The organism is Cupriavidus sp. 05T313 (genome assembly GCF_056396665.1).
In genome coordinates this window covers 1-22,300 of record NZ_JBFTLX010000087.1, presented here as the reverse complement: position 1 = coordinate 22,300, position 22,300 = coordinate 1, and the positions used below count along the sequence as shown (strand labels likewise).

Here is a 22,300-nt window from a genome sequence, read left to right as displayed (position 1 = left end):
TTGTCCGCGCGCCTGCCGCAACGGCAGGCCGCCGGTCCCACGCTGGTGGTGACCGGCATGCGCTTCGAGGCCCGCATTGCCGCGGGCCCCGGCATTGAAACCCTGCACGGCCTACGCGCCGAAGCCTTGGCGCAAGGCTTGCGGCAACGCCTGGCGCATCCCTGCGCGGGCGTGATCAGCTTTGGCGTGGCGGGCGGGCTAGATCCCGCGCTTGCGCCTGGCAAGGTGATTGTCGCCACCGCAGTACACGACGGCGATACGTCGCGGCCGGTCGATGCAAGCTGGTCTCGCGCACTGTCCCTTGCGTTGCCGGAAGCCGTTGCCGGGACGCTGGCGGGCTCAGACCAGGCGGTGACCTCGGTGGCTGCCAAGACGGCATTGCACGCTGCCACGGGGGCGCTGGCGGTCGATATGGAGTCTCATATCGCGGCGCGGATCGCCCAGGAATTCGGGGTGCCGTTTGCCGCCTGCCGGGTCGTGATCGATCCCGCGCAACGGGATGTGCCGCCCGCCGCGGTGGCGGGGATGGGGCCCGATGGCGGCACCGATATCCTGGCGTTGCTCAAGGCGCTGCTGGCGGGGCCGGGGCAGGTGCCGGACCTGATCCGGCTGGGTCGGGATGCCAGGCTGGCGAGGTTGGCGCTGGAGGTGGCGCGGGGCCGGGTGGGGGCGGGGTTTGGTTTAGGGTGAGCCGCCGCCCGGCCTTTGACCCGGGCGGCCGGATCGAAGACCGGGCAGCAAAAGCTTAAGGCTTCGTCCCTTCCGCTTCAGGCTTTTTCTCTTCCCCGCCGGCCGGCGCGGGCGCCGCTCCTTCGGCGGGCGCATCCGTATCCTCGTAATCCGGCAGCTTCCCGCCACCACCCTGGATCAGGTACTGCCGGCGCTGCCGGTACCCATCCCGCACGAAACTGTATTTATCCAGTGCCGCCAGCGACAACAGATCGGTCGCGGCCAGTGCATTGGTACGTGCATCGAGGAAACCCACGCCCCACAGCGCCCACTGCACGTCCTTTTCGACCCACGTGGTAGGCGACAGCTGGAAGTTCACATACAGGCCCACCCCGTCGCGGATCGAACTGGGACCGAACAGCGGCAGCACCAGGTACGGGCCGGCGGGCACGCCCCACACGCCCATCGTCAGCCCGAAGTCGGTGGAGTGCTTGCTCAGGCCGGCTGGCGTAGCGATATCGATCAGGCCGCCGACCCCGAGTACCGAATTCATGGCGACGCGCATGAAGCTTTCCGCCGCGTCCACGCCCTTGCCTTGCAGCAGGTTGTTGACTGTGTTGCCGACGTCGGCCAGGTTCGAGTAGAAATTGGTGACAGCGGTGCGCACCGGCTGTGGCGTGACGGCACGGTAGCCCTTGGCCAGCGGCGTTGCTACGTACTCGTCAGCCTTGTCGTTGACCTTGAAGACTGCGCGGTTGAGCGGCTCCAGCGGGTCGTCCGGGTTGGCTTGCGGGCCGGTGGCGCATGCCGTGGCCAGTAGCGACAGGGAAAGCGCCGACAGTAGGCGCGAGAAGCGAGGGACGGGGCGGTTCATCATGTTGAGATGGCGTTTCAATGGGCCGGTCCGGTAGCGGGCGCGGACCGCTCGCGCGGACGTCCCATCAGGATCGGCTGGAAAAATACGGCGCCGACCAGCGTGCATGCCAGCGCCAGCGCCAGCAGCTTGCCCATGCTGGCCGTGCCTGGATGCTGGGACAACCACAGGCTGCCGAAGGCGGCGGCCGTGGTGGCGGCGCTGAAGAGCACGGCGTGGGTGAGCGGGGACTGCAGCAAGTGTGTCTTGCCCTCGCGCCAGGCGAGCACGTAGTAGATCTTGAAGGCCACGCCGATGCCAAACAGCAGGGGCAGGGCAATCACGTTGGCGAAATTGAGCGGGATGCCGAACACCACGCAAAGTTCCAGCGTGACCAGCGCGGACACCAGCAGCGGCACCAGCGTGCGCAGCACATCGCCCACGCGGCGCAGCGTGATCCAAAGCAGCAGCGTGATCGACAGCACGGCCCAGATGCCGGCTTGGGCAAAGGCGGTCATGATGGTGTCGGCGGAGCCCCGGATCGAGATCGGGCCACCTACCGCGGCGGGCTCGACGCGCTGCACGGCATCGATAAAGCGCGTCAGCGCGGCGTCGCGCGCATCGCTGTTGCTGCTCGACGCATCTCCCGGCTTGGCCGCCGGGGGGAGCTTCGGGCTCACGCTGACCAGGGCCTGTCCGTCGGGGGCGACCCAGTCGCGTACCAGGGCGGGCGGCAAGGTCTCCCGGCTGATCGGCTGCGGCGACAGCATCCGCTGCAGGCGGGCCAGCGCGAGGCGCAGCGGCAGGGCGATGGCCTGTTCGGCGCGCGCGCGGGTGGCGGCGTCCGCGCCGGCAAGCTTGCGCAGCCCCGTAGCCAGGTGGGCGGCTTCGGTGGCGCCCGGGCCGGGATGATCCTCCGCCGCGAGGGTGAGCTGGCGCGCCGCGTTCTTGAGCGAATTGACGAGCCGCGCATCGTCCGCAGGCGTGGCCACGGTCTGCGTCAGCACCGGCATCAGGCTCGCCGATGCTTTGGCGATCAAGGCCAGCCGCGCTGGCTGGTCGTCGGGTATGAAAGTCTGCAGCGTGACGACGCGCGACACCTCCGGCAACGCTGCCAGGCGGTTGGCGGCGGCGACGGCCACGGCAAGAGAGGGCGCCAGCACGTTGACGTTGTCGGTGCCGGCCTGGGGCGCATCCTTGAGCGAGAGCAGGGTTGCCATCGATTCCGAGTGCGGATCCTTGAGGTGCAGCGGATCGAAGTCGAACCGCAGGTGCAACAGCAGGGGCGAGCCGGCCAGGATCAGGCCGCAGGTGACCAGCAGCACTTGCTTGCGATAGCGCTCGAAGAACACATCGGCCGGTGCCAGCCACTTGAAGCCAGGCACTTCGGTCCGTCCCGCTTCGTCCTTCGGGCGGAATACCGTGATCAGCGCGGGCAGCAGCGTGATGGTGGTGGTGAACGCGATCAGCATGCCCACCCCTGCGATCTGGCCCAGCTCGGCCACGCCGCGGTAGTCGGTGGGCAGGAAGCAGAAGAAGGCAGCCGCGGTAGCGGCGGCGGCAAGCGCCAGTGGCACGCCGACCGCCTTGGCGGCACTCGCCAGGGCTACCGGGATTTCGGGATGCACATGGCGCTCGGCGCGGTAGCGCACGCCGAACTGAATGCCGAARTCCACGCCMAGCCCGACAAACAGCACGGCGAAGGCCACGGAGATCATATTGAGCGCGCCGACCATGGCCAGCCCGAGCGCGGCGGTGATGACCAGGCCCACCAGCATGCTGGCCAGTACCGCCAGGATCAGCCGCTTGGAGCGCAATGCCAGCCACAGGATCAGGATCACCACCAGCAACGTCAGCACGCCATTGAAGGCGGCCCCTTCCTTGACCGAGGCAAATTCGTCATCCGCCAGCGCTTGCGAGCCGGTCAGGCGCACCGTGGCGCCGTACCGCTGGGCCAGCCCGAGCTTGGCCGCCGTGGCGCGAATAGCGCCGGCGGCATCCGCGCCGGCTTGCAGGCCGGCGTAGTCGAGCACGGGGCTGAGCGCGACGAACGCCGTGGCGACGCCGCCGGGCGCAGGTTGCAGGCTGCTGTCGACCAATCCGGTCCAGGACAGCGCTCCGGGCTTGCCTGCCAGTACCTGGTCCACCGTGCGCGCGCTGCTGCCGAGCAGCTTGGCCATGTCGCCCAGCTTGACCTGCCCGAGTTGCAGCGGCAACGACAGCGTAGTCGATAGCGTATCGGACAGGCCGCGCAGGGTCGGGTCATGCGCAAGGGCGTTGAGCAGGGGACGTGCCTGGGTCAGTTGCGTGGTGGTATCGCGCAGCTTTTCCGTTTCGACGAAGAGCAGTCCGTTACGCTCGAAGAATTCCCCGCCGCCCGGCTGGCTGACGGCGCGAAAGCGCTCGCCCTGCTGGCGCAGCGCCTTGGCCAGCTCGTCGGCGGCGGCGTCCGCCAGTTCCGCGGCCGGCGCCTGCACCACGGCCAGGATCATCTGGTCGCGCTGGGGAAAGGCGGCGCTCACGGCGGCATCGCGGCGCGCCCAGGGCTGGTCCGACTGGAGCAGGCGGCTGATATCGGTGTTGATGGCGAAATGGCCTGCCACATAGACGCCGCTGGCGGCAGTCAGCAGCAGCGTCAGCGCGATCACGGGCCACGCGCGGCGGGTAGAAAACTGGACGATGCGGATGACCAACGACGTCAACATGGGCGATAAGGGGGACAGTAACTGTGTGGCGCGCAACGAGGCGCGAAAAAAAGCGCAGCGCAGCGCGCAAAGCGGCAGCCGCGAGTATAACGGCAGGACGCGGCATAGCGCTGCCGCTTTGGCCGCGCCGTCATGCAATGCGCGGTTGCCGCCGGCGCGGCGAGCGCCGGCTTCGGTACGCTATACTGCCCCGGCACACGCGCGCGAGCCGGGCTGCGGTCTCGCAGCCCGCGGCGCGGCATGTTTCCCTTGGCAAGTCTGCCGGGCATTTCCGGCGGCGAACCGACTGGCATATTCAGGTCCAAATTCGCATGAAGAAATACGGTATTGCTTTCCAGGCTCTGGCCCCGCTCGCCGTGGTGGCGATGGTTTCCGCCGCACAGGCRCAAACGGTCGACAGGTCTTCGCCGGACCGCATGGTGCGGGCCGCCGTCGAAGGCGTGATCGGCACCATCCAGTCCAGCCCCGACACCCGCGGCGGCGATCTGGGCAAGATTACCGCAGTAGTGCAGCGCCAGTTCCTGCCCTACACCGATTTCGAGCGTACCACCCGGCTGGCGGTCGGCAGCGCGTGGCGCAATGCTACGCCCGAGCAGCAAAAGCAACTGTACGAGCAATTCCAGACCCTGCTGGTGCGCAGCTACGCGGTTTCGCTGTCGCAACTGCGCGAGCAGAACGTCAAGTTCCGCTACAAGCCCGCGCTGGCCGCCAGCGGCGCCACCGATGTGGTGGTCGAGACGCGCGTGCTCAACAACGGCGACGAGATGCAGATCGACTACCGCCTGCAGCGCGTCGGCAACGGCTGGAAGATCTACGACATCAATATGATGGGCGCCTGGCTGATCGAGGTCTACCGCCGGCAGTTCGCCGATATCGTCGCGCGTAACGGCATCGACGGCTTGCTCAAGTACCTGGCCAACCACAACGCGCGCCAGAACGCCGACGCTTGAGCCCCCGGCGTTACCGCCGGCATGGACGATAAAAGGCTCGCCCCCGGTACACGCGGTACCCAGGGTGCGAGCCTTTATGCATTCCGGATTGCCTGCGCTTCAGCGCGTGGCGGCTTTCCGTGTGGCGGCGGTGTCGTTGGCTGCCTTGGATGACTTGGCGCGGCCGATCTCTTCAAGCTTGATCTCGACGTGCTTCGAGAACACGTAGTCGGCAGGGCGTTGCTTGGTCAGGTCGATATCCGGCGCCATCGGGCCCGAGGTGCGCACGCCGCGCAGGCTAACGCCCAGCGCCTTGAGCGGATGGGCGATGGTGTCGGCCACCGCGGTGGCTTCAAAGCCGCTGTGGACCATGCAGTCGGCGCACTTCTCGTAGTTGCCGACGCCGTAGGCGTCCCAGTCGGTGCCTTCCATCAGTTCCTTGAAGGTGCCGACATAGCCTTCGCCGACCAGGTAACACGGACGCTGCCAGCCGAACACGGTGCGCGCCGGATTGCCCCAGGGCGTGCACTTGTAGGTCTGGTTGCCGGCCAGGAAGTCCAGGAACAGCGTGGACTGGCTGAAGGCCCAGTTCTTGCCGGCACGGCCGCGCGACAGGATGTCGCGGAACAACTGGCGGGTCTTGCCGCGGTTCAGGAAGTGCTGCTGGTCCGGCGCGCGCTCGTAGGCATAGCCCGGCGATACGGTGATGCCGTCCACGCCCATGGCCTTCACGGAGTCGAAGAAGCGGGYCACTTTTTCCGGCTCGGCATCGTTGAACAGCGTGCAGTTGATGTTGACGCGGAAGCCGCGCTTCTTGGCCGCGGCGATCGCCTCGACGCAACGGTCGTACACGCCTTCCTGGCTCACCGAACGGTCATGCATCTCGCGGTCGCCATCCAGGTGCACCGACCAGACGAAGTAAGGGCTGGGCTCGTACTGGTCCAGCTTCTTTTCCATCAGCAGTGCATTGGTGCACAGGTAGACGAACTTGCGGCGCGCAATGATGCCCTTGACGATGGTGGGCATGTCCTTGTGCAGCAGCGGTTCGCCGCCGGCGATGGAGACCACCGGGGCGCCGCATTCGTCGACCGCGCCCAGGCACTGCTCGATGGACAGGCGCTGGTTCAGGATGGGGTCCGGATAGTCGATCTTGCCGCAGCCGTTACAGGCCAGGTTGCAGCGGAACAGCGGTTCCAGCATCAGTGCCAGCGGATAGCGCTTGTTGCCGGACGGTTGGAGTTGGAGCTATTGGTGGCGCCGATCACAAGGATCACCTCCACCTGCTTGGACAGCTCGCGGACTGCGCTTTGCCGGTTTTGCGTGGCGTAGCAGATATCGCGCGTATCCGGCCCCACCAGGTTGGCAAAGCGCCGGCTCAGGGCGGCAATTATATTACGTGTATCGTCCACGCTCAGCGTGGTCTGCGTGACGTAGGCCACGGGGGTATCCGCGGGCAGGTCGAGTTGCGCGACCTCCGCCTCGCTTTGCACCAGGATGACCTTGCCCGGGATCTGTCCCATGGTGCCTTCGACCTCCGGATGGCCGGCATGGCCGATCAGGATCACCGTGCGGCCGCTGGCGGCATATTGCCGGCCCTGCGTATGTACCTTGATCACGAGCGGGCAGGTCGCGTCGATCGAGTGCAACTGGCGGGTCCGCGCATCGCTCTCGACGTCCTTGGAGACGCCATGCGCGCTGAAAATCGTGACGGCGCCGGTCGGCACTTCATGCAGTTCTTCCACGAAGCGCGCACCCTTTTGCCTTAGCCCTTCCACCACGTGCTTGTTGTGCACGATTTCGTGTCGCACGAACACCGGGGCTCCATGCTTGAGTAGGGCACGATCTACAATCTCGATCGCGCGCACCACGCCGGCACAAAAACCGCGGGGTTGAGCAAGAATCACCTGCATAAAAATAGGCCCCCCGACCCAGTCAACGGGTTCAGCATTAGTTGATATTCCGGAATCACTTTCCCGTCATACGGTGGTTACTATATACCCGTGCCGCAACCTTTGTCTGGCACCTGGCAAACGCCTGCAACACTTTGAGGGTTATTCCTGTGGGGAACATGACGTCAGGAGACTATGTCCTGGTAACGGGCGCATCGGGTTTTCTCGGTTCGGCGGTAGCGCGGCAGGCGCTGGAGCGCGGGTTCCGGGTGCGCGCGATGGTACGCGCGGGCAGCCCGCGCCGCAACCTGGAGGACCTGCCGGTTGAGATCGCCGAGGGCGATATGCGCGATGCACGCGCCATGGAAAGTGCGTTGAAAGGCGTGCGCTATCTGTTTCATGTGGCGGCGGATTACCGCCTGTGGGCTCCGGATCCCGAGGAAATCGTACGCACCAATGTGGCCGGGACCGAAACCGTGATGGGCGCGGCACTCGCCTGCGGCGTGGAACGCGTGGTGTACACAAGCAGCGTGGCGACGTTGCGGGTAGCGGGCGCCACGGCGCCGGTGGCAGAAGACGCCGCCATGGGCGACCATGAGGCGATCGGTGCCTACAAGCGCAGCAAGGTGCTGGCCGAGCGCGTGGTGGAGCGCATGGTGGCCCGCGACGGCCTCGAGGCGGTGATCGTCAATCCCTCCACGCCGATCGGCCCGCGCGACGTGCGGCCGACGCCTACCGGCCGCATCATTGTCGAAGCCGCCAGCGGCAAGATCCCCGCCTTTGTCGATACTGGCCTCAATCTGGTGCATGTGGACGACGTGGCGGCCGGGCATATGCTGGCGCTGGAGCGCGGCGTGACCGGCGAGCGGTATATTCTTGGCGGGCAGGACGTCTCCCTGCAGCAGATGCTGGCCGACATTGCCGCCATGACCGGGCGGCGCCCGCCCACCATCAGCCTGCCGCGCTGGCCGCTTTACCCGCTCGCTTTCGCGGCGGAGGCGGTGGCGCGCATGACGGGCAAAGAGCCCTTCCTGACGGCCGATGGCCTGTCGATGTCGAAATACCGGATGTTCTTCAGTTCGGAAAAAGCCCGCCAGGTGCTTGGCTACCAGGCACGGCCCTACCAGCAAGGCCTGGGCGAGGCGCTCGACTGGTTCCGTACCGCCGGCTACCTGCGCTGAAACTGGCTGGCGGCGCAGGCGCGCTGCCAGCCTCCGGCCCGCTGCCGTCAGCCGCGCTGCGGCGCTTGCGCACGGCCTTTCCACTGCCCGCCCTTGCGCAGCCAGTAGCGGCGCGCGGAATCGATGGTGGCGCCAAGGTAGAACAAGGCCGTCAGCGGCAGCAGCGGCGCCAGCCACAGGGGCTGGCGGTATTCGCGCAGCATGGGCATGTAGGCCAGCGTCATGGCCAGCCAGGCCGCCCATGCCGGCCATAGCCGCAGGCCGCCGCCAAGCGCCAGCAGGGGTGGCGCCAGGTAGGTCAGCACCATGCCAGCCACGGCGCCGGCCAGCAACAGCGGCGAGTAGCGCAGCTGGGTGTAGGCGCTGCGCGCGATCATATCCCACAGGCTGCGCCAGTCATCGTAGGGGCGCGCCGAGATGCTGTCGTCGGCGAGGTCCAGGCGGATCGAGCCGCCTTGCTTGATACAGGCTGCCAGGCTGCAGTCGTCGATCAGTTCTCCGCGGATCGCGGCAAATCCGCCGATGCGGGCCAGCGCSSWGCGCCGCGCCAGCATGCAGCCGCCGGCGGCCGCGGCCACGCCGCTGCGCGGGTTGTTGACGCGCGCGAACGGGTAGAGCTTGGCAAAAAAGAACACAAAGGCCGGGACGATCATGCGCTCCCACCAGGATGYGCAGCGCAGCCGCACCATCAATGAAACCAGGTCCCGCTGCTCGCATTCCGCGCGCGCCACCTGCTGCGCCAGCACACCGTGGCCGTGATGGATGTCGGCATCCGTCAGCCACACCCAGGTGGCCGCGGGAGCCAGCCTGTCAGCGGCTTCCAGGCCTTCCGACTGCGCCCAAACCTTGCCGCTCCAGCCGGGTGGCAGCTCGCGCGCCGTGATCACCGCAAGCGATTCCGCCTTGCCCAGCGCAGCCGCGGCGCTGCGTGCAATGTCGGCGGTACCGTCGGTGCTATGGTCGTCCACCACCATCAGCCGCAGGGGCGCGGGATAGGACTGACCCAGCACGCTGGTCACCGCGCCGCCGATGACGGCCGCCTCGTTGCGTGCCGGGATGATGGCGACCACTTCCGGCCATTGCGCCGGGGCGGGCGCGGGGCCGGGCTTGCGCACCCGCCAGAAGCCGGCGCGGCCAGCCAGCAGCACGCACCAGATGGCGAGGGGGATCAGGGACAACAGGAACATCTCAAAAGGCTCCAGAACAGCTTCAGGTGGGTCAAGGTGCGCTCAGCGCAGAAAGCGGCGGGCAAGCCGGGCCAGCTTGGGAACGGTCTCCGGCCGCAACAGGCGCGGATCGTAACCCGCCATGCGGCGTTCGTTCTCGGCCAGGCAAAGATCGATCATCTCGCGCGCGGACAAGGTCTCGGCGATCGCTGCCGTACTGTTCATCGGGAAATTGGCGTCCTTGGCCATGCCATCGGCATCGATGCCGCGCGCAATGCCAACGCGCTCCCAGATCAGGAAAGCCCACACCCGCATCACCTTGAGCGCGTACAGGGGGCGCCGCCACCAGGGCAGGCTGCGGCGGTACCAGGCGGCCCAGTTGACGAAAAACAGGATGTGCCGGCCTTCCTCCTGGATGACGGGTTCGAAGGTTTCGACCAGYTCGGCSGGAAAGAAGCCSGAGYSCYTGGCSGCGGCGAACAGYCCGAACGCGGCRAAGCTGTCGATACACTCGCTGTAGCCGGTCACCAGCCAGCCCCATTCGGCGTCGGCGGGGGGCAGGTACTCGGGTTCAGGCGCCAGCGCGATGCCATATGCCTCGACCAGTTTCGATAGCACCACCTTGTGCCGCGCCTCCTCTGCGCCGTCCATCTCAAGCGCGCTGCGCAGCAGCGGCTCGGCCACGGTATTGGCGAAGGACTGCACACGGATGGACGCGCGTCCCTCGGTCTGCACCGCGATATCCCAGATCGGCAGGGACGTCACCCGGTGCAAGGCGTCGGGGTCGAGGCTCGGCCAGTCGATGACGGCCGGTTTATAGGGGTTGTGGGTTTGCAGCAGCATGTTGCAGAACATGCGCAAGTGCCGGGGCGAGCCAATGCGGACCGGCCCGGGTTCGGGATCGGTCCAGTTGCGCATGGCATGGTCGGCCTGGTCGATCGCGGCCTTCGCGATGGTCGCTGCGACGGCGGTTGCGCGCGCTTCGGCGCTCGGCTTTTCGGATCTGCTGGGCGCCGCAAGTGCGTCTGACATCCCGCTCCCCCCTGGCTGTGGATGGTTTGGGGGTCATTCTAGCTTGGCCGACGCGCCCGCGCGTGCCGGACAAGCATCACGGCGCGGCGGGCGGGGACAGGGCTGGCCCTAGCCCTGGTACTGCACCGGCGRACGGGACTGCATGCCCAGCCGGTAATACAGCAAGGTCAGCAGGATCAGCCAGGCCGGGCCCACGTACAGCGCGATGCGCGTATCCGGGAAGTACGCCATCAGCGCGACCACCAGCCCCAGGAAGGCCAGCGCCACCCAGGAGCCATAGGGCCAGAACGGCATGCGGAAGGCGAGCTTGCTGCGTTCCGCCGAGGACAGGCCGCGGCGGAAGTTCATCTGCGTGACCAGGATCACGGCCCAGGTCCAGATGGCGCCGAAGGTGGAGATCGAGGTGACCCAGACGAACACCTTCTCGGGGACCAGGTAGTTCAGCAGCACGCCGCACAACAATGCGGCAATCGAAACGAGCAGGGCGCGGCGCGGCACGCCGTTGCGGTCCGTCACGGCAAAGGCGCGCGGCGCCTGGCCTTGCTGTGCCAGGTTGTAGAGCATGCGGCCCGTGCTGAAGATGCCGCCGTTGCAGGAGGACAGCGCGGCGGTCAGCACCACGAAGTTGATGATGCCGGCGGCGGTCTTGATGCCGAGGCGTTCGAACGTCATCACGAAGGGGCTGCCCTGCGTGCCGATTTCGTTCCAGGGGTAGATGGCGAGGATCACGAACAGCGCGCCCACGTAGAAGATCAGGATGCGCCAAAACACCGAGTTGATGGCGCCTGGGATCGATTTCCGCGGGTTTTTCGCCTCACCGGCGGTCAGGCCGATCATCTCCACGCCGAGGTAGGCGAACATCACCATCTGCAGCGACATCAGCACGCCGGAAGCGCCGTTCGGCATGAAGCCGCCATGGGTCCACAGGTTGGAAATGCCGATCGCCACGCCGCCATTGCCAAAGCCAGCCACGATCATGCCGGTGCCGCCGATCAGCATCAGCACGATGGTGACGATCTTGATCATGGCGAACCAGAACTCGAATTCGCCGTAGGCCTTGACCGCCAGCAGGTTGACCGAGCCCATCGCGGCCAGCGCCGCCAGCGCCCAGATCCAGCGGGGCACGTCGGGGAACCAGATGCCCATGTAGATGGCGACAGCGGTGATTTCGGCGATGCAGGTCACCAGCCACAGGAACCAGTAGTTCCAGCCCGTCAGGTAGCCGGCCAGCGGCCCCATATAGTCCTGCGCGTAGCGGCAGAAGGAACCTGCCACCGGGTTGTGCACGGCCATTTCGCCGAGCGCGCGCATGATCAGGAAGATCATGGCGCCGCCGATGATATAGGCCAGCATGATGGCCGGCCCGGCCATCTTGATGGCGCTCGCCGAGCCCAGGAACAGGCCCACGCCAATGGCCGAGCCCAGCGCCATCAGCCGGATCTGGCGTTCGCCAAGGCCGCGGTGCAGCGCTTCTCCGTTTTCACTCATCTCTTGTCTCCGATCGGTAATTGTCCGGAATCGCCCCTTTTGGGAGCGGTCCGGTTGCGCCTCCTGGCTTCCGTGGACAAGTCGCGCAGATGGTGCGGACAAGGCCGGCGCCGCATCTTCATAGGGGATGCCTGGTGGGCATGTCCTACTGAAAACWGGCCTTCCGGCGCAATTGTTTGCCTTTTAAGACAAGCATTGGCTGGAAAGCAAGCAGTCCGATGCGGTGCTATTGGACGGAAGTGGCGAGCAGATTAAAGACAATCGACCAGCATTTGTTTTTGAAATTTATATGAATAGCAGGAAAAAATGCTGAAATGGCTCCGGCGGGGTGGAAGTGCGGCGCGGCCGGGACACATCGTGTGGGGTCGCGCGGCGGCGGAGCGGCTAGCGGCGGCGCGATGCGCGGGCGGCGATACGCTCGGGCCCGAGGCCGGCGCGCCATGCGCCCGGCGGCATGCCAAAGCGCTGGGTGAAGCTGCGGGTAAAGGTGGTCTGGTCGGGAAAGCCGAGCGTCAGCGAAATATCCGCCAGCGCCTGGCTCCGGTCGGCCAGCAGGCGCGTGGCCTGGTCCAGCCGCATGCGTGTCTGGTAACGATGCGGCGTATCGCCAAAGGCGTCGCGGAACAGGGTGTGGAAACGCCTTACGCTCCAGCCGAAATGTGCCGCAAGCTGGCTGGCGCGCACAGGTGCCTCCAGATGCTGGCGCAGGTAGGCGTCGATTTCCGCCAGGGGGAAATGCGCCGGCCGGACACGGCCATCCACGCCGAGCGCTTGCGCGAGGTCGGAGGCAAGCGTGGCCGCCAACTGCCAGTGATGCTGGCGCGAGCCGGCCTGGCTCGTGCCTTGCTGCAGCATGGCCACGCGCCGCACGCCGGCGCTCCAGGCGTCGGTGACGGCAAACGCCCTCACACGGTCCGTCAGTGCCGCCGGCAACGCGAGCGAACCGGGCGGAACGTCCAGCACCAGTTGCCGGTTGTTCCCCAGCCCGAGGAAATCGTGGCACTCGCCGGCAGGTACGATCAGCCCGCTACGGGGATCGAGCCGGTGCAGGTGTCCGCCGATTTCCAACTCGCAGGCACCGTCCAGGCCGAACAGTACCTGGTAATAGTCATGGCGATGCCGCTCTGGCTCCGGCTGGTAGACGCGAGTCTCCACCAGCGGAGCCGGCAGGCTCGCCGGTATCGCCGGCAAGGCGCGCTTATCGGGCGGCGACATGGCCGGTTTTCCCAATGGCGTCGCCGCGCTTGCCGCCCTGGCCGGTCTGGCACAGCCAGACCCCAAGTCCGGCAACGATCAGGCCGAGCAATTGCAGGGGCCCGAGCCGGTCGCCAAACAGCCCCCAGGCCTGCAACGCGGCCAGCGGCGGAGCGAGGAACATCAGCGAGGCCGCCTTGGCGGCCTGGCCGCGCCTGACGATGCGCAGCAACAGGTAGGTGCCCAGGCCCGACAGCACCAGGGTGGCCCACGCCAGCGCGGACCACAGCGCCAGGCCCGGCTGCCAGTGCGTCTCGCCCAGCATCCAGGCCAGCGCGCCGGCCACCAGTGCGCCGCCCACGTTCTGCCACGCCGAGCTGGCACGCAGGTCGGCGGCGGCAATCGAGGTTTTTTGCAGGATCGTGCCCATGGTGATGGAGAGGATGGAAAGCCCCGCCACCAGCACCACCCACGGCGATACCGGGCTGGGCGCGCTGGCCAGGGTGGCCGGGGCCACTACCAATACTACGCCCAGCGAGCCCAGCGCAAGTCCGCCCCAGCCCCGGCGGGACGGGAATTCTCCCAGCAGCGGGATCGCCAGCAGCGCCGTCAGCAGCGGCTGCAAGGCGCCGAGCAAGGCCATGGCCGATGGCGCCAGGCCATGTGCAATGGCCCAGTAACCGCCACCCAGGTAGCTGCCGTGCAACAGGCCGCCGGCCAGCAAGTGTTTCGGCACATCGCGCAGTGCCGGCCAGCGCGCGCCGCCGGCCAGGGCTACGCCGGTGAACAGCAGGGCCGCCAGCGAGAAGCGGGCCAGCAGGAAGAGGCTGGGCTGCGCCACCGGCACGATCGCACGGCCCACGATGAAGCCGGTCGACCAGATCAGCACGAAGGCGAGGCTGGACAGCCAGATGGCGCTGGGTGGAACGGTGTGACGGGGTGACGGCATGGCGTATTGGGGTTTTGGGCGCGCGCGGCGCGGGCAGGGCGGACAACAATGAGCTGCAGGTTAGTAGCCGGATACCGTGCTGTCTTGGCGAATCCGGCAACGCGCGCCGCTGTGCGGCCGACCGGCCTCGGCTTCGGTTTATAGTTGGCCTTCGCCCCGGCCGGCCACATCATGGCCGTTGCAACGCCTTGCGCTGCGCCTGACGCTGTTTCCCGCGCAAGGCAGCCCAGGATTCGTCAATCTACAGCCCCCTTTCTCCATGTCCGAACTCTTGCTGGAACGCGTACTCCTTACGAACGATGACGGCATCGACGCCCCCGGCCTGGCCGTGCTCGAGGCCGTGGCCGCCAAGCTGGCGCGCGAGGTCTGGGTGGTCGCGCCCGAGCACGACCAGAGCGGGACCTCGCACTCGCTGAGCCTGCACTCGCCGTTGCGCATCAGCCAGCAGGGCGAACGCCGCTTTGGCGTGTCCGGCACGCCGGGCGACTGTGTCGTCATGGCCGCGCGGCACCTGATGGCCGATGCCCCGCCGAGCCTGGTCCTGTCGGGCATCAACCGCGGCGCCAACCTTGGGCTCGAAACCGTGTTCTCAGGCACCGTAGGCGCCGCCATGACCGGCGTATTGCTGGGCATCCCGGCGATCGCGCTGAGCCAGGCCTTTACCGATCGCAATGCGGTGCGCTGGGAAACTGCGGGCGAGCTGGCCCCTGAGGTGATCCGCCGCCTGCTTGCGGCAGGCTGGAACCAGCAGGCCTGCCTGAACGTCAACTTCCCCGATGTGGTACCCGAGTCGGCCGGCCCGCTGACGGTGACGCGCCAGGGCGTCGGCCTGGTCAAGGATCTCGCCGTCAGGGCGCATGTCGACCCGCGCGGGATCCCGTATCACTGGCTGCAGTTCTCTCGCGGCCCGCGCCCCGACGCCGAGGACAGCGAGGCCGTCGTGATCGGCCGCGGCGGCATCTCCGTCACGCCGCTGCGCTTCGAGCGCACCGACGAGGAGGCGGCGGCGGAACTGGCGGGGCGCCTGTGATGGCGCCGGGCCTTGATCGCTGGACCCAGGCGCAGGCCGCGACGTTCGGATAGCGCCCGGCGATGGGGGGCGGCCTTCAGCGCGGGGCCCGCTGCAGGCGCCGCCGAACGCGAGTCGCCGGCGCGCGCGTCAGGGCTCGTCCACGACAGGGTTGGAAAGCACGCCGATGCCATCGATCTCAATCTCGATCTTGTCGCCGGGCTTCATGAACACCGGCGGCGTGCGCGGATAGCCCACGCCGGCGGGCGTGCCCATGGCGATCACGTCGCCCGGCTCCAGGGTCAGGCATTCCGTCAGCAGGGCAATGGTTTCCGCCGCGTCCCAGATCATGTGCCTGGTGTTGGAATCCTGCATGACCTGCCCGTTCAGGCGGGACTGAATGCGCAGGCCGGCGGCGCCCGCCGGCAATGCGTCCGGTGTCACGATCCACGGCCCGAACGCCCCGGTGGCATCGAAATTCTTGCCGATCGTCCACTGCGCCGTCTTGCGCTGGTAATCGCGCAGCGACGCATCGTTGAAGCAGGCGTATCCGGCCACGCAGTTCAGCGCATCGGTGCGGCTGGCATGCCGCACCCGCTTGCCGATGACGACCGCGAGTTCCGCTTCATAGTCGAGTTTGTCGGAGCAGCGCGGGCGCTGGATCGGGGCTTCCGTCGCCAGCAGGGACGTGGCGCCGCGGAAGAAAAAGGCCGGGTATTCCGGTTTCGCATTCCCGCCTTCCGCGGCGTGATCGTAGTAATTCAGGCCAAGGCAGATGATCTTGCCCGGCCTTGCCAGCGGGGTCAGCAGCCGCCAACGCGTGACGAAAATCGATAAAATCTCCCGATGCGCACCATGTCACCGTCACTTCCCGAAACCGCAGCCACCGGAGCCAGGACGCCGGCCGTCACGGTTGCCAGCTCCGTCTATGAACGATTGCGGGATGACCTCCTCACGGGTGGCATCGAGCCGGGTGTCAAGCTGCGTATCGAAACCATCTGCGAGCGCTACGCCGCCGGCAACACGCCAGTGCGCGAAGCGCTGAGCCGGCTGGCCGCGGAAGGGCTGGTAGTGCGCCACGACCAGCGCGGCTTCACGGCCGCTCCGGTGGACCTCGACGAGCTCGAAGCGCTCACGCGCACCCGCGCCGACATCGACCAGATGGCGCTGAAAGACGCGATGGCGCATCCGTCGACGCAATGGGAAGAGCAGATCGTGCTGGCCTTGCACCGGCTCTCGCGAACCCCGCGCTCGGCACAGGACGATACCTACGTACCCAACCGGGAGTGGGAGCGGCTGCACCGCGAGTTCCATCGCAGCCTGATCGCGAATTGCCGCTCCCGCTGGCTCCGGCAATTCAGCGAGGAGCTTGCCGACCAGGCCTATCGATACAGGCAATGCTCGATCCGCAATGCCTATGGCGTGCGGGATGTGCATGCGGAGCATGCGGCTGTGGCTGAAGCGGTATTGGCCGGGGATGTTGAGCGGGCAGTGTCATTGCTGACGCGGCACTACTGGCAGACGGCGGAATTTATTCAGGCGGCTGTCGGGCGGGATGACTAGACGGTGCTTTGGCGGTGGCGGAGCCTGTGCCTGCCAGTATCGAGACCCTCGAGGGACCGAGGGTCGCTGAGGGGGATATCTACCAGCATTTGCGCAGACAGGAGCGAGGGCGCCTCGAGCAGGAGTTCTTGCCGGGCGAACCCGTCGCCGCGGCGCTGTGTGCGTGGCGCGGCGGAGCGCCGGGTTGACGTCTGCGCGGCCAGTTCAAGCCGCTCCCGAAAATGGTCCTTCGGCAAACGGCCGTCTTGCGGCACTGCGTTGCTCGTTTGATAATTTCGCCTGCCCAGGCAATTTCATCAAACCGGTTTTGAATGTACTCCCTAGACGACCTGCGACTTTTTGTCCGCACCGCCGAACTTGAAAACCTCTCCGCCGCCGCCCGCGAGCTGGGCCGTACCGCGGCCACGGCCAGTGCGGCGTTGATCCGGCTTGAGCAGCGCCTGAGCGCGCGCTTGTTCGCCCGCACCACCCGCCGCATGCGCCTGACCGAGGAGGGGCGCGTGTTCCTGGAGGCCGCACGCAAGGCACTGGCGGCGTTGGAGGAGGGCGAGGGCGCGCTGGCGGAACAGCGAGAGGAACTCGCAGGGCCGCTGCGATTGTCGGCGCCGGCGGACCTCGGGCGCACCTTGCTGCGAGGCTGGCTGGACGATTTCCTGCTGGCGCATCCGCAGCTTTCGCTTGAGTTGTCCATCGGCGATACGCTCGCCGATCTTTATCGCAGCAACGTCGACCTGGCCGTGCGGGTGGGCTGGCTGGAGGATTCGGGGCTGGTGCGCCGGCAGCTTGCCTTGACGCGGCGCGTTGCGGTGGCCGCGCCGGGGTATCTCAAGCGCTGCGGTACACCGGCTTCGCCCGACGCGCTGGCGCAGCACCAGATGCTGTGCCTGGCACCGGGTGGCCAGGCGCGCATGCGCTGGCCGTTCCGTTCGCGCCAGACGAGGGTGGAGGTGGAAGCCAACGGGCGGCGCACCAGCGATGATGGCGCCGTGGTGCGCGACTGGGCCCTGGCGGGCCACGGCATCGCGTTCAAAAGCTGGTTCGATGTGGCGGCCGACGTCAGTGCCGGCCGCCTGGTGCTCCTGTTTCCCGACTGGTACCAGGACAGCGTGCCGCTGCAACTGGTGTTCCTGCAAAGCCGGTTTCCGTCTTACCGGCAGCGCCGCCTGATCGAGTTCCTGCAGGCCCGCTTCGCGGCGTTCGACGCCGATTACCCGTTCCCTGCCTAGCCCGCGGCGACACGCTTCGCGCGCAACGGGCGCGCAACCATTTACATCATGGCGTGCCATACCCGGCCGGTGCCTGCTTGCGCCTGTCTGCGCCCGCTCTCGCTCTCACCTGAATGACATCAATACAAGACATTCAGCCATTAGACATATGGCTTTCATATAAGACATGGACAATGCGTCTCACCGCTACGGGTGCGGTTCATGGCGTTTCCCGCATGGTTGCCCGCGGGCGGTGGCAGACCGCCTCATCCATCCATAAGACAGAGAAAATCCAGTGAAGAAAGCTCTCCTTGCAATGACTGCCGCAGCAGCAGCTGCAGCTTCCGGCGCAGCGTTCGCCCAAACCGCGTCCGGCGTCACGCTGTACGGCATCGCCGACGTCGGCATTGAAGTCATCAACCACATGCCTGCCGCCGGCTCCGCGGGCGGCACGGTCACGCGCATGAACTCCGGCAACTTGTCCGGCTCGCGCTGGGGCCTGCGCGGCACCGAAGACCTGGGCGGCGGCCTGAAGGGTATCTTCGTGCTGGAAAGCGGCTTCGATATCGACTCCGGCACGTCCGGCCAGGGCAACCGCCTGTTTGGCCGCCAGTCTTATGTCGGCCTGCAGGGCAATTTCGGCGCCGTCACGCTGGGCCGCCAGCAGAACTCGCTGTATGACCTGTTCGGTGCCTATGATCCGATGGCCGTCGGCCCGCGTTACTCGCTCAACAGCGTCGATTCGCAGTTCAACGGCCGTGCGGACAACGCCATCAAGTACACCGGCAAGTTCGGCGGCCTGACCGCTACCGGCTTCTACAGCACCGGGCGCGATGCCACCGTGGCCAATGGCAGCGAAGTGCCGGGCGAAAGCAAGGTCGGCCGCAACTACGGCGCGGGCCTGGCCTACGCAGCGGGTGGCTTCTCGGTCGGCGCCGCCTATGACCAGTTCCAGGGTTCTTCCGTCGCATTGAAGGATCGCAGCGCCAAGCGCGCCGCCATTGGCGCGGCTTATGCCTTTGGCGATGCCAAGGTGTTTGCTGGCTATCGCTGGCTGCGTGACGATGGCACGGCAAGCGCCACGGCCGCCGTCACCCGCAGCAATGTGTACTGGACCGGCGCGCAGTACAAGTTCACCCCCGCCTTGCAGCTGACGGGCGCGGCCTACTACACCGACATGAAGGACAGCGACGCGGATCCGTGGATGTTCGTGCTGTCGGCCGACTACTCGCTGTCAAAGCGCACCGACGCCTACCTGAACGTGGGTTATGTGAAGAACAAGTCCGGCTCCACGCTGGGCCTGAACGGCAGCGGCACGGCATTGCCGGGCGCGAACCAGACCGGCGCCACCGTCGGCATGCGTCACCGCTTCTGAGCGGAGCGCATGCGCGGTTGCCGGGGGCGCCGCGCTGACCGGCGGCTCCTTCCTGGGGAGGATGCCGCCAATCATCATATCGACCTTGCCTTGCCGCGAGGATCGTTGGGCCGGTTGATCGACTGGCCTTTTTTCTCTGCTTCGCCGAAGCGGGTGAGGTGCTGAAGGCTGCCGTCGCCGTAGACGCGCTCCACCCTGGATACCACGACGTGATAGCCGTCATACCATTTGCGGTACTGGCGCTTCGCGTCCAGGTGCCGCGGGTCGGTGGCGAAGGCACGCAGGGCTTCCTGGTCCCGCCAGTAGTAGCTGGCGTTGACCAGCTTGCCGTCCGGCGAGCGCCATGACTCGGCGCCCAGAAACCCGGGGCTGGCGGCCGCCACTTCGTCGATGACCGCGCTCAATCGCCTGAATTCCTCGTCGGTCTCGCCTGGCTTGTAGATAAAGGCTGCGATGTACATCTCATGCTCTCCGTTGCTGGTTTGCTTGGGGATGGGGCTGTCGGCCTAGGACGCCCTCGGCATGGCGATCAGCCTTAGCGCCAGCAGCGCCAGCACCACCGCCAGCCCGTACTTCTGGAAGATGGCGGCGCGCGGATTGCGGCTCAGGAAACGGCGCGCCGAGCCGCCGGCCGCGCCCAGCAGCGCGTGAAAGACGGTACTGATCAGCGTCAGCACGCAGCCAAGGACAACCAGTTGCCTGGCTACGTTCCCCTTGGCCGGGTCGACGAACTGCGGCAGGAAGACCATGAAGAACAGCAGGGCTTTCGGGTTCAACAGGCTGTTTAGCGTGGACCGGAAAAAAACGGATATCAACGAGGCTTGCTGTGCCACCGTGCCCAGCGGCGCAAGGGGGCGGCGCAGCGCCTTGCAGGCCATCCACAGCAGGTATAAGGCGCCGGCGTAGCGGATGAGGTCGAAGGCGGGCGGCCACGCGGCGATGACGGCAGTGATGCCGGTGGCGGTCAGGACGGTCAGCACAAGGTCCGCCGCCGCGATGCCCAGCGCCGCGGCGGTGCCGCCGCCTGCTCCGTAGGTGATGCCGTGCGCCATGACAAAGGCCATGTTTGGCCCGGGTGACAGCAGCAGGACCATCACTGCCGCGGCGAATACGGACAAGGTTGCGAGTTCGATCATGCCTGCAACTCCCCGGTGCTCGTGGAAGCCCGCCGGAGCCCTTTACGTTGATGAGGGTGGTAGCGTAATCTTTGTGTCTGGTACAAACAAAAAATTGTTCTAGATACAAAGACAAGGCAGAAAGCGGAAGGCAGAACGCAGAAGGCAGAGGATGATCCCCGCACCGACCCGGTACAAAACCATCATGGACGAGATCGCCGGCCGCATCCGCGAGGGGATGTTGCCGCCAGGCACGCAGCTGCCGACCGTTCGTGCCCTGATGAAGCAGCATGGCATCGCCCTGGCCACGGCTTCGCGCATCTACAAGGAACTGGAATCGATCGGACTCGTCGTCGGCGAGACGGGCCGGGGGACGTTCGTGCGGGACACGTCGCTGCCGCGCGGCCTGGGCATGGAGCAGCATCCCGCGCGCTTCGGCGCGGTGGATCTCACCTTCAACTATCCGTCCTTGCCGGGCCAGGCCGATATGCTCCGGGACGGCCTGCGCACCATCGCCGCCTCGGGCGATCTCGATGCGCTGCTTCACTCGGCGCCGCAGGGCGGGCGGCCGCACGAGCGGCAGACGGCGGCCCGGCACCTGCGCAACCGGGGTATCCGGGTGGGCGGCGATCAGGTGCTGATCGTCAACGGCGCGCAGCAGGGACTGGCCGTGACGGTGATGGCGCTGCTCAAGCCGGGCGATGTACTGGCCGTCGATGCSTTGACCTATCCGGGCATGAAGATGCTGGCTCAGGCGCATCGCCTCGATCTGGAGCCGGTGCCGCACACGGTTGGCGGCATGGACGTGGACAGGCTGGCCGCGCTTTGCAAGCGGCGTCCGGTACGCGCGGTCTACGCCATGCCCACGATGCACAATCCGCTGGGCACGGTGATGGCGGAGGCGGAACGCATCGGTCTGGCCGAACTGGCCGCGCGTCACGATTTCCTGATCATCGAGGACGGTGCGTATGCCTTCCTTGCCGAGCCGGCGCCAAGGCCGGTCTTTACCTACGCACCCATGCGGACGGTCTATGTATCGGGCCTGTCGAAGAGCGTGGCATCCGGCCTGCGCGTGGGGTTTGTCGCAGCCCCCGCCGCGCTGGTGCCGGCGATCGAGCGCGCCATCCGTGTCTCGACATGGAACACCCCGTCACTCACCGTGGCGCTTGGCTGCCATTGGATCGAAACCGGTCAGGTCGACGATCTGGAAGACCGGAAACGCAAGGACGCGCGGCTGCGCCAAAGCCTGGCGCGCCGCGTGCTGCGCGGCAGCGATATCGTGGCGCACCGCTCGTCCTACTATCTCTGGCTGACCTTGCCCGAGGACCTGCGCGCCGACCGCGTCGCCGCCGCGCTGGAGGGCGAAGGCGTCCTGGTGACAACCGCGGAGCCTTTCGCCGTTACGCCCAACGTGCCGCATGCGTTGCGGCTCGCCATTGGCTCCATCTCACATGAAGCCCTGGAAGACGCGCTGATGAAGGTGCGCCGGGCGGCGGCCGCTTAGCCGTTTAGCCGCCTAGCCGCCCGGCGCGGTTCGCCCTCACTCGATGACATCGCCCACCCAGACACGATCGAAGCTCGCCGCCGCTTCGTGCTGGATCTTGCGTACCGTCTCGGCATCGGCGGCCTCGTACTCGCAGACCATGCGCTTGCGGTCGGCAGCGATCAGGCTGCGTTTCCAGGTGACGTTGTAGAGGGCGAGGCAAGGGCGCTCGCGGTCGGCGACGATCTTCATATCTTCGTCGGATTGCGGGGTGGTGAAACTGCGCTCAACGATGATGCGTGACATGGCGGGCCTCCTGTCGGGGTGCGGAAAGTGCGGAAGTGCATGCAGGTAGGCTAGTGCCCCGGCGTTGGCGCAAGCGTTGGAATGGCACGGCATGCCAGCACCGCGCGATCCAGCGCCGCCGCCGCCCGCGCGCCCGGCTGGTGGCCGGCCGCCAGCCAGCGCAGGTCCGCGAGCCACCCGGCCGCGCTG

Annotated in this window: 18 protein-coding genes and 3 pseudogenes; 8 read left to right on the top strand and 13 right to left on the bottom strand. The window is 66.9% G+C overall.

Features of this window, described 5'->3' with window-relative positions; all coding sequences use genetic code 11:
* Nucleotides 1-12: 12 nt before the first annotated feature.
* Nucleotides 13-690 carry a phosphorylase gene (locus tag AC1DKD_RS19590; RefSeq protein ID WP_441632424.1) on the top strand — a complete coding sequence of 226 codons (678 nt, stop codon included), beginning with the start codon at nt 13-15 and terminating at the stop codon, nt 688-690.
* Between the two features lie 55 nt (nt 691-745).
* Here the strand turns inward: AC1DKD_RS19590 and AC1DKD_RS19585 are convergent, their stop codons facing one another.
* Nucleotides 746-1,543: an MlaA family lipoprotein gene (locus AC1DKD_RS19585; protein WP_477102210.1), complete on the bottom strand. Its 798-nt coding sequence runs from the start codon at nt 1,541-1,543 to the stop codon at nt 746-748.
* 17 nt (nt 1,544-1,560) lie between these two features.
* Nucleotides 1,561-4,227 carry a hopanoid transporter HpnN gene (gene hpnN, locus AC1DKD_RS19580; RefSeq protein ID WP_441632389.1) on the bottom strand — a complete coding sequence of 889 codons (2,667 nt, stop codon included), beginning with the start codon at nt 4,225-4,227 and terminating at the stop codon, nt 1,561-1,563.
* 311 nt (nt 4,228-4,538) lie between these two features.
* On the opposite strand from hpnN, the gene AC1DKD_RS19575 reads away from it, so the two are divergent.
* Nucleotides 4,539-5,177, top strand: coding sequence for an MlaC/ttg2D family ABC transporter substrate-binding protein (locus AC1DKD_RS19575; protein WP_441632387.1), 639 nt, complete (start codon nt 4,539-4,541; stop codon nt 5,175-5,177).
* 99 nt (nt 5,178-5,276) lie between these two features.
* On the opposite strand, the pseudogene hpnH reads toward AC1DKD_RS19575, so the two are convergent.
* Both hpnH and ispH read right to left on the bottom strand, forming a co-directional pair.
* Nucleotides 5,277-6,386 (bottom strand): annotated as a pseudogene (gene hpnH, locus AC1DKD_RS19570) (adenosyl-hopene transferase HpnH); the annotation flags it as partial.
* Nucleotides 6,386-7,066 (bottom strand): annotated as a pseudogene (gene ispH, locus AC1DKD_RS19565) (4-hydroxy-3-methylbut-2-enyl diphosphate reductase); the annotation flags it as partial. The pseudogenes ispH and hpnH, both read right to left, overlap by 1 nt.
* Before the next feature lie 158 nt (nt 7,067-7,224).
* Here ispH and hpnA point away from each other — a divergent pair.
* Nucleotides 7,225-8,226 carry a hopanoid-associated sugar epimerase gene (hpnA, locus tag AC1DKD_RS19560; RefSeq protein ID WP_276285979.1) on the top strand — a complete coding sequence of 334 codons (1,002 nt, stop codon included), beginning with the start codon at nt 7,225-7,227 and terminating at the stop codon, nt 8,224-8,226.
* A gap of 47 nt (nt 8,227-8,273) precedes the next feature.
* Here the strand turns inward: hpnA and AC1DKD_RS19555 are convergent, their stop codons facing one another.
* The 5 genes from AC1DKD_RS19555 to AC1DKD_RS19535 form a co-directional block, all read right to left on the bottom strand.
* The gene (locus AC1DKD_RS19555) at nt 8,274-9,413 is read right to left on the bottom strand and encodes a glycosyltransferase (protein ID WP_477143595.1); all 1,140 of its coding nucleotides are present in this window, start codon (nt 9,411-9,413) and stop codon (nt 8,274-8,276) included.
* Between the two features lie 42 nt (nt 9,414-9,455).
* Nucleotides 9,456-10,424: a ferritin-like domain-containing protein gene (locus AC1DKD_RS19550; RefSeq protein WP_477143594.1), complete on the bottom strand. Its 969-nt coding sequence runs from the start codon at nt 10,422-10,424 to the stop codon at nt 9,456-9,458.
* 108 nt (nt 10,425-10,532) lie between these two features.
* A complete protein-coding gene (locus tag AC1DKD_RS19545; RefSeq protein WP_477143593.1) occupies nt 10,533-11,912 on the bottom strand; it encodes an amino acid permease in 1,380 nt (459 codons plus the stop codon).
* A 384-nt stretch (nt 11,913-12,296) separates the two neighbouring features.
* Nucleotides 12,297-13,127, bottom strand: a complete 831-nt coding sequence (locus AC1DKD_RS19540) for a helix-turn-helix transcriptional regulator (RefSeq protein WP_441632376.1) — start codon at nt 13,125-13,127, stop codon at nt 12,297-12,299.
* Nucleotides 13,111-14,055: a DMT family transporter gene (locus tag AC1DKD_RS19535; protein ID WP_441632374.1), complete on the bottom strand. Its 945-nt coding sequence runs from the start codon at nt 14,053-14,055 to the stop codon at nt 13,111-13,113. The genes AC1DKD_RS19540 and AC1DKD_RS19535 overlap by 17 nt, the downstream gene beginning before the upstream one ends.
* 259 nt (nt 14,056-14,314) lie before the next feature.
* Here AC1DKD_RS19535 and surE point away from each other — a divergent pair, with 259 nt between their 5' ends.
* Nucleotides 14,315-15,085 carry a 5'/3'-nucleotidase SurE gene (surE, locus tag AC1DKD_RS19530; RefSeq protein ID WP_441632372.1) on the top strand — a complete coding sequence of 257 codons (771 nt, stop codon included), beginning with the start codon at nt 14,315-14,317 and terminating at the stop codon, nt 15,083-15,085.
* 129 nt (nt 15,086-15,214) lie between these two features.
* Here the strand turns inward: surE and AC1DKD_RS19525 are convergent.
* Nucleotides 15,215-15,862 (bottom strand): annotated as a pseudogene (locus AC1DKD_RS19525) (fumarylacetoacetate hydrolase family protein); the annotation flags it as partial.
* Nucleotides 15,863-15,919: 57 nt separating this feature from the next.
* Between AC1DKD_RS19525 and AC1DKD_RS19520 the strand changes: the two are divergent.
* The 3 genes from AC1DKD_RS19520 (at nt 15,920) to AC1DKD_RS19510 (ending at nt 19,207) form a co-directional block, all read left to right on the top strand.
* A complete protein-coding gene (locus AC1DKD_RS19520; protein ID WP_441632368.1) occupies nt 15,920-16,627 on the top strand; it encodes a GntR family transcriptional regulator in 708 nt (235 codons plus the stop codon).
* 311 nt (nt 16,628-16,938) lie between these two features.
* Entirely contained in the window at nt 16,939-17,853 is a 915-nt protein-coding gene (locus AC1DKD_RS19515) for a LysR family transcriptional regulator (protein WP_441632366.1), read from the top strand.
* 274 nt (nt 17,854-18,127) lie between these two features.
* A complete protein-coding gene (locus AC1DKD_RS19510; RefSeq protein ID WP_441632364.1) occupies nt 18,128-19,207 on the top strand; it encodes a porin in 1,080 nt (359 codons plus the stop codon).
* Nucleotides 19,208-19,281: 74 nt separating this feature from the next.
* Here the strand turns inward: AC1DKD_RS19510 and AC1DKD_RS19505 are convergent, their stop codons facing one another.
* Together AC1DKD_RS19505 and AC1DKD_RS19500 are read right to left on the bottom strand one after the other, a co-directional pair.
* Nucleotides 19,282-19,668, bottom strand: coding sequence for an antibiotic biosynthesis monooxygenase family protein (locus tag AC1DKD_RS19505; protein ID WP_441632362.1), 387 nt, complete (start codon nt 19,666-19,668; stop codon nt 19,282-19,284).
* Between the two features lie 45 nt (nt 19,669-19,713).
* Nucleotides 19,714-20,343: a LysE family translocator gene (locus AC1DKD_RS19500; RefSeq protein ID WP_441632360.1), complete on the bottom strand. Its 630-nt coding sequence runs from the start codon at nt 20,341-20,343 to the stop codon at nt 19,714-19,716.
* A 184-nt stretch (nt 20,344-20,527) separates the two neighbouring features.
* Here AC1DKD_RS19500 and AC1DKD_RS19495 point away from each other — a divergent pair, with 184 nt between their 5' ends.
* Nucleotides 20,528-21,826 (top strand): aminotransferase-like domain-containing protein, encoded by a 1,299-nt coding sequence (locus tag AC1DKD_RS19495; RefSeq protein ID WP_441632358.1) that lies wholly within the window; start codon nt 20,528-20,530, stop codon nt 21,824-21,826.
* A 36-nt stretch (nt 21,827-21,862) separates the two neighbouring features.
* On the opposite strand, the gene AC1DKD_RS19490 is transcribed toward AC1DKD_RS19495, so the two are convergent.
* On the bottom strand, nt 21,863-22,111 hold the full coding sequence (locus AC1DKD_RS19490; protein ID WP_441632356.1) for a nickel-binding protein: 249 nt from the start codon (nt 22,109-22,111) through the stop codon (nt 21,863-21,865).
* Nucleotides 22,112-22,300 lie beyond the last annotated feature (189 nt).